The organism is Stutzerimonas stutzeri (genome assembly GCF_051028275.1).
GTDB classification, from domain to species: Bacteria; Pseudomonadota; Gammaproteobacteria; order Pseudomonadales; family Pseudomonadaceae; genus Stutzerimonas; species Stutzerimonas stutzeri_AS.
In genome coordinates this window covers 1,215,303-1,227,858 of record NZ_CP069269.1, presented here as the reverse complement: position 1 = coordinate 1,227,858, position 12,556 = coordinate 1,215,303, and the positions used below count along the sequence as shown (strand labels likewise).

The 12,556-nt window shown below is 60.1% G+C and carries 6 protein-coding genes; 1 reads left to right on the top strand and 5 read right to left on the bottom strand.

Going from position 1 to position 12,556, the window contains the following annotated elements:
- Positions 1 to 25: 25 nt before the first annotated feature.
- From hrpA to fadD2, 5 genes are all read right to left on the bottom strand, one after another.
- Positions 26 to 4,153: an ATP-dependent RNA helicase HrpA gene (gene hrpA / locus JQR87_RS05585; protein WP_407291793.1), complete on the bottom strand. Its 4,128-nt coding sequence runs from the start codon at positions 4,151 to 4,153 to the stop codon at positions 26 to 28.
- A 116-nt stretch (positions 4,154 to 4,269) separates the two neighbouring features.
- Entirely contained in the window at positions 4,270 to 5,874 is a 1,605-nt protein-coding gene (locus tag JQR87_RS05580; protein WP_407291795.1) for a M28 family metallopeptidase, read from the bottom strand.
- Between the two features lie 254 nt (positions 5,875 to 6,128).
- The gene (locus tag JQR87_RS05575) at positions 6,129 to 7,814 is read right to left on the bottom strand and encodes a methyl-accepting chemotaxis protein (RefSeq protein WP_407291797.1); all 1,686 of its coding nucleotides are present in this window, start codon (positions 7,812 to 7,814) and stop codon (positions 6,129 to 6,131) included.
- Positions 7,815 to 8,082: 268 nt separating this feature from the next.
- Positions 8,083 to 9,771: a long-chain-fatty-acid--CoA ligase FadD1 gene (fadD1, locus tag JQR87_RS05570; RefSeq protein ID WP_407291799.1), complete on the bottom strand. Its 1,689-nt coding sequence runs from the start codon at positions 9,769 to 9,771 to the stop codon at positions 8,083 to 8,085.
- A gap of 208 nt (positions 9,772 to 9,979) precedes the next feature.
- Positions 9,980 to 11,668 (bottom strand): long-chain-fatty-acid--CoA ligase FadD2, encoded by a 1,689-nt coding sequence (gene fadD2, locus JQR87_RS05565; protein ID WP_407291802.1) that lies wholly within the window; start codon positions 11,666 to 11,668, stop codon positions 9,980 to 9,982.
- Positions 11,669 to 11,939: 271 nt separating this feature from the next.
- Between fadD2 and JQR87_RS05560 the strand changes: the two genes are divergently transcribed.
- Positions 11,940 to 12,410: a MaoC family dehydratase gene (locus JQR87_RS05560; RefSeq protein ID WP_407291804.1), complete on the top strand. Its 471-nt coding sequence runs from the start codon at positions 11,940 to 11,942 to the stop codon at positions 12,408 to 12,410.
- The last annotated feature ends 146 nt before the right edge of the window (positions 12,411 to 12,556 follow it).

Here is a 12,556-nt window from a genome sequence, read left to right as displayed (position 1 = left end):
GGCGCGGCAAGCCCCAACGGGCGCATCACGCCTCCACCTGAGTCCACTGCTTGTTCAGTCGCTTGTCCGACACCGCCATCTTCGTTCCCAGCTGCTGGGCCCAGAGCGATACGCGGTACTCCTCGAGCATCCAGCGGTAAAGGGTCAGCTCAGGGTCACGCTTGCCTTCCTGCTGATGCTTCCTCAACCGAGCCTGGTATTGCTCCCAATAACCGGCCAGCTCGCCGGACCAGACACGGTCGCGCTGCAGCTGCGCACCGATCTTCTCGAAGCGTTGTTCCACCGCTTTCAGATAACGCGGATATTCCTTCAGCCACTCGCCCGGCGTTTCCCGGACGAAGCCTGGATAGACGAGGCTGGCCAACTGCGCCTTGATGTCGTTCAACGCCACCGCCTGTGCCAGATCTATCTTGCCCTTGAAGCGCTTCTGCAATCCGTGCCAGTGCTTGAGGATATCCAGCGCCAGTCGCGCCAACCGTTCGGCATGCGTCGCCCAATCGCCGCGCTTGCGCTCGGCCAGTGATGCCAGAGCGGCGCCATCGCGTGGCAGCTGCGCTTCGCCGTCGAGGATGCAGCTGTCGAGACTGGCCAGCAGGATGTCCTCGACCAGTGCATCGATCTTACCCATGTCGCGATAGAGCAGCGCCAGCTCGGTGAGGCCTGGCAACTTGTTGCGCAAGTATTTCGCCGACTCGGCCAGCTGCTGCAGCAACAAGCGCTGCAAGGCGCGGCGGTGCTGATAGTCGGCTTCGGCCTGGGTCGGAAAACGGCCCTCCTTGACCACCCCGGCCTCTTCGACCAGTGCTGGATAGACCGTCATCGACAACCCGGCCATCTTCGCCTGAGCCTTTTCCGCCACCTGGGCGAAGCCCTTGGCCTCGACCGGCTTCTGTTCGGCCTTCTGCTGAGGCGGCGCGAGCGCAGCCTGGCTGGCTTCATTGAAGCGTGCCGTCAGTTCGGCCAGATCGCGGCCTTCACCGAGGAACTTGCCGCGTGCGTCGACCACTTCGATGTTCATCTTCAGATGATGGTCCAGCCCCACGGCCGCTTCCGCCCAGGCTTCGTCCGAGACACGAGCACCGGTCATGCGCAGCAGCTCGCGGCCCAGCGCATCAGGCAACGCCCCCTCGCCGAACGTGATCTTCGATAGCGCAGCCTTCACGAAGTCCGGCACCGGAACGAAGTTCTTGCGGATCGCCTTGGGCAGATTGCGTACCAGCGCCACCGCCTTCGCCTCGATCAGACCCGGTACGAGCCAGTCGAGCCGATCGGCCCGCAGTTGCGGCAGCAGCGGTGCGGGCACACGCAGCGTTACACCATCGCGGGGGTGATTAGGTTCGAAGTGGTACTCCAGCGGCAGCTGCAACTCGCCAATGCGCAGATGGTCCGGGTACTGGGCTGCGGTGACTTCACTGGCGTCGCGCGCCAGGACATCCTCGTCACGCATGACCAGCAGCTGCGGGTTCTTCTGACTTTCGCGCTTGTACCAGTTCTCGAAGCTGGCGGTCTGGTAGATGTCCTGAGGTACACGTGCGTCGTAATAAGCAAACAGCGTGTCCTCGTCCGCAATGATGTCGCGGCGACGGGCCTTGGCTTCCAGCTCGTCGAACAACTCCAGCAACTCACGATTGGCGGTCAGCGCCTTGGCGCGACTGTGCATCTCGCCGCGTACCAGCCCCTCACGGATGAACAATTCCCGCGCGGCAGGCGGGTCGATGGGACCGAAGTGCACCGGGCGGCGAGCCACCACAATCATGCCGTACAGGGTGACCTGCTCGAAGGCCACGACCTGCCCTCGCTTCTTCTCCCAGTGCGGCTCGAAGTGGTTGGTCTTGATCAGGTGCCTGGCCAGCGGCTCGATCCAGTCGGGCTCTATCTTGGCGACCATGCGCGCGAACAGCTTGGTGGTTTCGACCAGCTCAGCCGCCATGATCCAGTTGGGCTTCTTGCGCCCGATGACGCTGGAGGGGTGCACCCAGAAGCGCCGCTGGCGGGCGCCGAGAAAATCACCCTCCTCGGTCTTGTGCCCGATCTGGCTGAGCAGCCCCGAGAGGATCGCCTTGTGCACCGCAGCGTAGCTCTTGGCGCGCTGGGCGGCCTCGCTGGCTTCGGCTTGCTGGGCGAGTTTGACGTTGACCTTCTTGTCCTTCGTCAGGGCTATCTGATCGGCAGGAGCATCTGCGCTTTCATCGGCGGCTCCGGATGTCGCGCCTTCCTTGTAGGAGCCAGCTTGCTGGCGATCTCTCCTGTCACCGGGCTGATCGCCGGCAAGCTGGCTCCTGGGAGTCTGCGCGTTATCGTTGAGTTTCAGCTCACGCACAATCAGAGTCAGCTGGCGATGCGCATCCCGCCACTCGCGGAGGCGCAGGTAGTTGAGGAAATTCTTCCGGCACCAGGTACGCAACGGATTGGAGCCGAGCGCCTGCCGCTGCTCTTCGAAACCGCGCCAGAGGTTGATCAGCGCAGCGAAATCCGAATCCGGGTCCTTCCACTGCGCATGAGCCTGATCGGCCTGCTGCTGACGATCGGCCGGTCGCTCGCGCACGTCCTGCACCGACAGCGCACTGGCGACGATCAGCACCTCGGCCATGCTGCCTAATTTCGCCGCTTCCAGCAGCATACGTCCGAGGCGTGGATCAATGGGCAGGCGCGCCAGCTGCCGGCCCAAGGGCGTCAGCTGGTTCTCGCGATTGACTGCCGAGAGCTCCTGCAACAGGTTGAAGCCATCGCTGATGGCTTTGCCATCCGGCGGCTCGATAAAGGGGAAATCCTCGATCTGGCCGAGGCGCAGGTGCAGCATCTGCAGGATGACGGCTGCGAGGTTGGTGCGCAGAATCTCAGGATCGGTAAATTCCGGCCTGCTGAGGAAATCTTCCTCGCTGTACAGCCGGATGCAGATCCCCGGCTCGACCCGCCCGCAACGGCCCTTGCGCTGATTGGCGCTGGCCTGTGACACCGCCTCGATGGGCAGCCGCTGCACCTTGGCGCGGTAACTGTAGCGACTGATGCGTGCAGTACCCGAGTCGATCACGTAGCGGATGCCCGGCACGGTCAATGAGGTTTCAGCCACGTTGGTGGCGAGCACGATCTTTCGGCCCGGTCGCGGCTGGAATATTTTCTGCTGCTCGGCAGGCGTCAGTCGCGCATAAAGAGGCAGCACCTCGGTGAATTTCAGGTTGGCCTTGCGCAGCACCTCCGCCGCGTCACGAATTTCTCGCTCGCCAGGCAGAAACACCAGCACATCGCCGGGGCGCTTGCCGATGCTGCGCTCGTGGGCGTCGATTTCATCCAGCGCCGCCAGAATCCCCTGGTCGATGGTGAGGTCGTCCTCGACCCGATTGCCATCCTCATCGGTTTCCGCCGCCAACGGGCGATACCAGGTTTCGACCGGGTAGGTGCGGCCCGATACCTCAACGATTGGCGCGCCACTGAAATGTTCGGAAAAGCGCTCCAGGTCGATGGTCGCCGACGTGATGATGACTTTCAGGTCCGGCCGGCGCGGCAGCAATGTCTTCAGATAGCCGAGCAGGAAGTCGATGTTGAGGCTGCGTTCGTGGGCCTCGTCGACGATGATGGTGTCGTAGCGCTCGAGGAAACGATCGTGCTGGGTTTCGGCCAGCAGGATGCCGTCGGTCATCAGCTTGATCAGCGAGCTGTCCTTGCTCTGATCCTCGAAACGCACCTGATAACCCACCAGTTCGCCCAGAGGCGTGCCGATCTCCTCGGCCACTCGCGTGGCGACGCTACGTGCCGCGAGTCGGCGCGGCTGAGTGTGGCCGATCAGGCCATGCACGCCTCGTCCTATTTCCAGGCAGATCTTCGGCAGCTGGGTGGTCTTGCCCGAGCCGGTTTCACCCGCGATCACCAAAACCTGATGCTTTTCCAGTGCGGCCTTGATTTCGTCGCGCTTGGCAGCGATTGGCAGGCTATCGTCATAGCGCATGCCCGGCACGCTTTGGCGCCGTGCCTGGACCTTGGCCGTGGAAGCCTGGAAGCGCTCAAGCCACTGCATGAGCCGCCCTTCATCAATCGGCTGGTCGCCGGCCTTCTTGCGCAGGTCGTGCAATTGCCGACGCAAGCGATGCCGGTCGGCGTACATGGCCTGATCGAGGTTTTTCAGGAGTTGGTCAACAGCGGGCGTTGCGTCGGTCATGGACAGCCGTAAGCGATTTCGTGAGGGGCGCAATTGTCGCAGATTTGCCCGGCTGGCCGTAAGGAAAGGGATTGACGGAAGGACCGCGCCGGAGAGCCGGCGCGGTGTCTAGACGATCAGCGGATCCAATGACCCCAGCGTGACTTCTCCTGTACTTGCTGGATGCGCATGGCGCCCATGCTCTGCTCGGCCGCTGCCGCTATCTCATCGTCGATCATCTTGGTCGACAGGGACAGCCAGCTGGTGGCGAAGGCCAACGCATCGCCGTGCAACTCCAACGCCTCGGTGGAGATGTTGCTGAGGTCGTCGCACTCGGAGTGGTAGCACGGATCGTATGCCAGGCCGGCGGTACCGCCGTAGAGCTGAGCCTGTTCTTCGGTCTTGATATCCTCAGCGCCGGTGAACAGCCCGCCAAAGGCGATGCCGTCATCGAAGAACTGAGCATAGTCGGAGCGGAAGTCGATCTCGGTGCCTTCGGACGGCGCGTTGCGCAACTGGAAGTAGGAACGGAACAGACGCTCGATGGCACCAGAGCCGGGCGGTCCCTGTAGACCGAAATCAGAGCCGTCGCCGTCATAAATGAAGTTCGCGTAATTCGGCGATCCGATCATGTCGACGTTCAGATAGGCCTTGATCTGCTGCTTTTCCTCTTCCGGCAGCTGGTTGACGTAGTAGGTCGAGCCAACCAGCCCCGACTCTTCGGCACCCCACCAGGCGAAGCGTACCTTATTCAGTGGATAAGCCCGGCTCATCAGTGTCGCCATTTCCAGCAATGCTGCGCTGCCGGAAGCATTGTCATTGATGCCTGGACCTTCGAATACGGAGTCCAGGTGCGCGCCGACCATCACGACGTTGTCAGGATCGCCTCGACGGGTTTCGGCCAGCACGTTGTAGGTTTCAGTCCGTTCGCGCACCACGTCCACGTTCATGCTCAGTTGCAGACCCTCTGTCCCAGCCCAGGTCACGCCATTGTCATAGGTAGAGAACAGCACCGGAATCCCGCCCTCGTAGTCTTCACCCAGCGTGGCGACCAGCAGTCCTCTACGGTCCTCGGTATCGCCCTGATTGAAGATGATCGCCCCCGCTGCTCCGGCCGCTGCTGCATTGGTTGCCTTCTGGCCGAACGCACAAGTGCCGCGCTGCATCAACGCGATGGCGCCGGCAGGGAACCCTGCAAAGTCCTCCGGCTCGCAACCGCTCGTGGAGGTGTTGCCCAGGCCGAGGGCAAGATCGACCGGAACGACCGGCGCGGTCACGGTTCCTGGATCGGTCTGATCGGCGTAGGTGAAATCCTCCTCCCAGGTGTACTGCACGGCCTGCGGCGCGACCGCAGCGAGCGAGCCTGGTCCCTCAGGGTAAAACGCGAGGAAGGGGAAGGTTTGCACGCGTACCTGGTAACCGGCGCGCTCAAGCGTAGTTCGTACGTAATCGACCGAAGCCTGATAGCCGGGTTGACCGGACGCGCGATTGCCGTTGTTCAGGGAGGCGATGTCCTGCAGGTTCTGCAGGTGGGTCATGATGTTACTGGCCTGCATACAGCGAGGCAGCCCCAATGGAGAGCCTACCAGCAGCGGAGAGCGGCAAACCCGTGAGTCGGGCTTGCCGGGACTCCAGTAATCATCGAACGCAGCGATCTCTGGGGTGGGCGCGGCGAGTGCCGCGGAGGAAGCCAGTAAAGCGAAAGAAGCAACTACCCGACGTGCATTTTTTTTCTTTTGCATGGGTAACTCATCCTTGCAACGAGATTGATGGGCAGGCCGCAAAATGGCATGCGCCATCGTCCTCTACGGCATCAAGTGGACGCGGCCATAGGGGACTAGACCGGACGAGTTACGTCGCGGTTCTTGCTCTCGCGCCAGACGGCATTACCGTCGGTCGGCTCGTTGGAACCTGTATCAGATGCGCTTGATTCGCCTTACCTCAGCCCCCTTGCTAAATAGCCGTGCACCTAGGTGAGGGCTGTCGCTTGGCTAGCTCAAATACGGAACTGACCGACTACCCCTTGGAGATGGCTCCCAAGACCATGCAGCTCACGTGCGGTTTGAGCGCCTTCAACTGCGTCGTCGGCCACACCGTCGACCGCAGCGGCGATGTGATGAACGCTGCGGTTGATTTCCTCTGCTACCGCTGTTTGTTCCTCCGCTGCGCTTGCGATCTGAGCGTTCATCGAGTTGATGGTGCCGATCAGCGCGGCAATAGCATCCAGAGCTTCACCCGCCTGGTTGGCCTGCTCGCGGGTCGCTTCGCCTTTTTCACCGGCGCGTCGCATGGTGGCGACGGTATTTGAGGTGGCGCTCTGCAGGCTGTCGATCATGCACTGGATCTCTCCGGTGCTTTGCTGGGTACGGCTGGCGAGGGCTCGCACTTCGTCGGCGACAACCGCAAAGCCTCGTCCAGCTTCACCTGCGCGGGCCGCTTCGATCGCTGCATTGAGCGCGAGCAGGTTGGTCTGTTCGGCAATGGCGCGGATCACATCCAGCACCCCAACGATACCGTTGACGTCTTGCTGCAATCCTTCCAGCGATTCACCACTGCCAAGCAGCTCTCCGACCAATTCGTGAATGTTGCGGATACTTTGGTCAACCACCCGCTTAGCCGCAACGCCTTGCTGGTCGGTCTGCTGCGCCGCCTCTGCAGCGCGCTGGGCGCTCGTTGCCACTTCTTGCGCGGCAGCGGACATTTCGTTGATGGCGGTAGCGACCTGATCAGTCTCGTTCCGCTGATCGGCCATTGCTTGCTCTGATCGCTGCGCCTGGCTGGCCACAGCACTGACCAGTCCGGTGAGTTGAGCAGTGGTACCAGCCACCTGCTGCACCAATACGTGGATCTTTTCGACGAAACGGTTGAAAGAGCCGGCCAATTCTCCAAGCTCGTCGCGGGTCGTGACCGGCAGCCGGTGGGTTAGATCACCGTCCCCAGCAGCCATATCATCAAGATTGCGCTTGATCAGCATCAGCGGTCTTAAGATCGCGTTGCTCACGACCCCCGCAAGTAAACCCATCAGCACCAGCAGGGCGATGGCCGACCCGATCATCAGGGTAACCAACGCATCGATTCGATCCTGAAATTCGGCGCGTGCGGCCTGAACATCTCGTTCGATACCGTCGAGGTTGAGCGCAGTGCCAAAGATCATGTCCCACTTGGGCAGATGAAGCGAATAGCCCACCTTGGGCACGATGACCTTGTCCGCACCTACCAAGAAGCTATAACGCACGTAATGGCTCCCGTCGACTGCAGCGCGGACCAGCTCACGGATCGGATAAGTGCCCTCGGCATCGCGGAAGTCATAGAAGCTCTCGCCGATCCGGTCCCCCGTGTTGCCCTGGAAAAGCCGTATGGTCTTGGTGTCGTAACCCCAGAAATAGCCTTCGTCACCGTAGTTCAGTTCCTGCAGCAAGGCGACGGCTTCAGCTCGTGCCGCCATGTCCGACGGCGCGGAATTCTCATAGATTGCCTTGATAGCGTTGTAGGCAATATCCACATACTGCTTGAGTTCGGCCTGCCTGTTCTGGATCAGGCTGCTACGGGTTTGCTCCTCCTGCTCCTCCGCTAGCTGTTGGAGCCGCATTACTGTGATGCCACTGAAGACAATCGTCAGCAGAAGTATCGGCCCCAGGGCCAACAGAAGCAGTTTGGATCTTAGACGCAGGTTTGAAAGCATTACTTAACATCTCCATGTATCCGCTGCCCCAACTACAGAGGCGCATCTAGCGACTGCCTGCACAGCAGATAAGGCTTATCGTCCTCGGCGATCTTTTCTTTATGCGCAATATCAAGATTCCGATAAACGCGCCTGTGTTGTAAGGAGGGCGATTACAGGCGATTGATTGACGAGCTGTCGTGTTACGGCTGCTACTCCAAGCGCGTTCAGGACCAAAAAAAAACCGCCTGGGCACACCCAAGCGGTTCTTGCGACACAAGACCTGTCTTTATTTCTGACCGAGCTTTTTCAGCTCCTCATCACGCAACTCACGGCGCAGGATCTTGCCGACGTTGGTGGTCGGCAGGCTCTCGCGGAACTCGACGGTCTTGGGCCGCTTGTAGCCGGTGACGTTGTCATGCATGTGCTGCATGACCTGCTCCTTGGTCAGGCTTTCGCCCGGCTTGACCACTACGAACAACTTGATCGCCTCGCCTGACTTCTCGTCCGGGATGCCGATCGCCGCGCATTGAAGAACGCCTGGCAGAGTCGCGAGCACGTCTTCCAGCTCGTTCGGGTAGACGTTGAAACCGGAGACCAAGATCATGTCCTTCTTGCGGTCGACGATACGCATGTAGCCGTCGTCCTGGATGATGCCGATGTCCCCCGTCTTCAGCCAACCGTCAGCACTCAGGATGTCGTCAGTTGCTTCCTGGCGCTGCCAGTAACCCTTCATGACCTGAGGGCCTTTGACGCAGAGTTCTCCGATGGCGCCCATTGGCAGGTCGTTGCCTTCGTCATCGATGACTTTACACAGGGTCGACGGCATGGGGATGCCGATGGTGCCGATTTGGATACCTCCGAACGGGTTGACTGATACGACCGGGCTGGTTTCGGTCATGCCGAAGCCTTCGCAGATCTCACAACCGGTGACTTGTTGCCAGCGCTCGGCAGCTGCCAACTGCAACGCCATACCGCCGGAGAACGTGGCTTTAAGCGAAGAGAAGTCCAGCTTGCGGAAATCCTCGTTGTTGCACAGCGCTACGAACAGCGTATTGAGGCCGACAAAACCGGTGAAACGGTACTTGCTCAAATCCTTGATGAAGGTCGGCAGGTCGCGGGGGTTGGTGATCAGCACGTTGTGCGCGCCGATCAGCATCATCGTCATGCAGTGAAAGGTAAACGCATAGATGTGATACAGCGGCAGCGGTGCGACCATGGTTTCGCAGCCGTTGTCCAGCTCCGAGCCCATCAGCGCGCAGCACTGCAACATGTTGGCGACAATGTTGCGGTGGGTCAGCATGGCGCCCTTGGCCACGCCCGTGGTACCGCCGGTGTACTGCAGCACGGCTACATCATCACTGGCAGGATTGGCTTCGCGCGCCGTCTTGCCACGACCTAGCGCCATGGCATCGGTGAATTTCACCGCCTTGGGCAGGTTGTAAGCCGGCACCATCTTCTTCACATGCTTGACCACGGCATTGACCAGCAGGCGCTTGACGGCCGGTAGCATGTCGCCAACTTCGGTCACGATGACGTTGCGAATGCCGGTTTTAGGCAGCACCTGTTCGGCGAGGTGCGCCATATTGGCCAGACAGATCAGCGCCTTGGCGCCGGAGTCATTGAACTGGTGTTCCATTTCCCGCGCGGTATAGAGCGGGTTGGTATTGACCACGACCAGTCCGGCACGCATGGCGCCAAACACGACGATGGGATACTGAATCAGGTTGGGCAGCTGGACCGCGATGCGATCGCCAGGTTGCAGATCGGTGTTCTGCTGGAGGTAGGCAGCAAACTCTCCGGACAGTTTGTACAGCTCACCGTAGGTCAGGGTTTTGCCGAGATTACTGAACGCAGGCTTGTCCGCGAATTGCTCACAGGACTGTTTGAGCACAGCCTGAATGTTCTGGTACTCATCGGGATTGATTTCGCTGCTGATCCCGACAGGATATTTATCCTTCCAGAAGTTATCGGTCATGTAACCCCCACTCCTAAGCGACAGCTTTACTGCATATGGCAGCTGTTTTGTTGTGTTTTGTTAATTTTTGTACGGAAATTCCGACAGAAACGGAGCCGAGGTTAGCAGTTTTGGAAGTGCCCGAACAGTGTCTGGCGGGAGTGCAAAAGACACGAAGTGACTGATAGCTCACAGCCAGTCACTTCGTGAGAGATGGAGTTCGCTTGGTTTAAGCCTGGTCGCGCAGCTCACGGCGCAGGATCTTGCCTACCGGCGTCATTGGAAGCGAATCGCGAAACACAATATGCCGAGGCACCTTGTACCCGGTGAAATTCTCCCGGCAGTATGCCATCAGCTCATCTTCGCGAAGGCTGTCATCGCTGCGCACCGCGAATAGCTTGACCGCTTCACCGGATTTCTCATCGGGCACGCCGATTACCGCGCAGGCCGCTACCTTGGGGTGAGCCATCACCACATCTTCGATCTCGTTGGGATAGACGTTGAAGCCCGACACGATAATCAGGTCCTTCTTGCGATCGACAATGCGCACGAAGCCATCGGCATCGATCACGGCGATGTCGCCTGTCTTCAGCCAGCCTTCCGCGTCCAGCACTTCCGCGGTCGCATCGGGACGCTGCCAGTAGCCCTTCATCACCTGAGGGCCTTTGACGCAGAGCTCCCCGCGCTCACCAATCGGCAGCTCATTGCCCTCATCGTCGATCACTTTCAAGGTCGTACCGGGCACCGGGAGGCCAACGGTGCCCAGGCGAGAGGCCTCGCCGTGCGGGTTGGCGCATACCACGGGCGAGGTTTCGGTGAGGCCGTAGCCCTCGGTCACGGTGACACCGGTCATGCTCTTCCAACGTTCGGCCACTGCTGAAACCAGGGCCGTACCGCCTGAGTTGGTGCCCTTGAGCGAGGCGAAGTTGATCTTCTTGAATTCGGGATGGGACATGAGCGCGACGAACAGGGTATTTAGCCCGAGGAATGCCGTGAACTGCCACTTCTGCAGCTCTTTGACAAAGCCGTCGATGTCGCGGGGGTTCGTAATCAGCACGTTATGATTGCCGGTCACCATCATGCACATGCAGTTAACCGTGAAGGCATAGATGTGATACAGCGGGAGGGGGGCGATCATGATCTCTTGACCGTCCTTGATGATCGTATGCCCGTGCTCGTCCAGCTGCTGCATGTTGGCGTGGACCTGTTGCATATTGGCGACCAGGTTTCCGTGCGTAAGCATGGCCCCCTTTGCCACACCCGTCGTACCGCCGGTGTATTGGAGCACAGCAACGTCTTCCAGCGTCAGCGACACCGGCTTGAGACTGTGCCGACCACCGTCCTGCAAGACATGCTTGAACGAGACTGCTTGCGGCAGGTTGTAAGCCGGTACCATTTTCTTCACATGCTTGACGGCTGCATTGACCAGCAGCCCTTTGAGTGCCGGCAGCATGTCCCCGATACGCGCCTCGATGAGCATTTCGATGCTGGTATCGGGCACCACTTCCTGCACCAGCTTGCCGAAGGTATTCAAATACACGAGCGCCCGTGCGCCTGAATCCTTGAACTGATGACGCATCTCGCGGGCGGTGTACAGTGGGTTAGTATTGACCACAACGAGCCCGGCACGCAGCGCACCGAATACCGCAATGGGGTACTGCAACAGATTGGGCATCTGTACGGCGATGCGGTCGCCGGGTTGCAGATCAGTGTGATTCTGCAGCCAGGCCGCGAAGGCCGCTGAGTAGCGCTCCAGGTCCGCATAGGTCAGGGTCACGCCCATGTTGCTGAAAGCGGGACGGTTCGCGTGCGTCTTGCAGGAGCGCTCGAACACCTCCACGACCGAGCGGAAGCCGCCCATATCCACATCATTGGGAACGCCGGCGGGACGTTTGTCATTCCAGAAGTCAGGTTGCATTGTTATTGGCCTCTATACCTGAAAGTGTCTGGCCCACGCTCGGCGGGCTGTGGCGAACTTATCAGCTCCGCTGTGTGGCGCAATAGCGAGGCGAGCGTAATCAGTAACGTGAATCTTCAACCACTGCAACAACCAGCCTGGAACGGGACATCCCCGTCGCAGCACTCTAGAATGCAGCCACCCAAGCGCCCCCACCGGCGCGCCTGCCATGACCTGCCGCGGCTTCAGTCGAGGCTGGGCCTATCATCCGTTTTGCATTCAGAGGTTACGCATGAGCACGCTGAGCAATACCCCCTACGCTGACCTGGAAGTCGGCCAGAAGGCGACCTACAGCAAGACCGTGGAAGAGCGCGATATTCAGCTATTCGCCGCGATGTCGGGTGACCACAACCCTGTCCACCTGGACGCCGAATTCGCGGCCTCGACGATTTTCCGCGAGCGCATCGCCCACGGCATGTTCAGCGGGGCGCTGATCAGCGCTGCCGTGGCGTGTGAGCTGCCAGGGCCTGGCACTATTTATATCGGGCAGACGATGCGTTTCGTTCTGCCGGTCAAGCTGGGCGATACGCTAACCGTGCGCCTGGAAATTCTCGAGAAGCTGCCGAAGTTTCGTGTACGCATCGCTACTCAGGTGTTCAACCAGCGTGACGAGATGGTGGTCGACGGCGAAGCCGAGATCCTCGCGCCACGCAAGGCGCAGACCGTCGAGCTCAAGGCGTTGCCAGCGGTCAACATTGGCTGACACCCTTTTCGGTTCGTAATCATGACTGCGAGCGATAGCGGTGCGAACAGGCACCGCACGCACCAAGACGGGTCTCGCCTTGGTCGACATTCACAAAGAATCATCGGAAATCCAGTCAAAAACGACAGCTGAGTTGTGCACTTCGC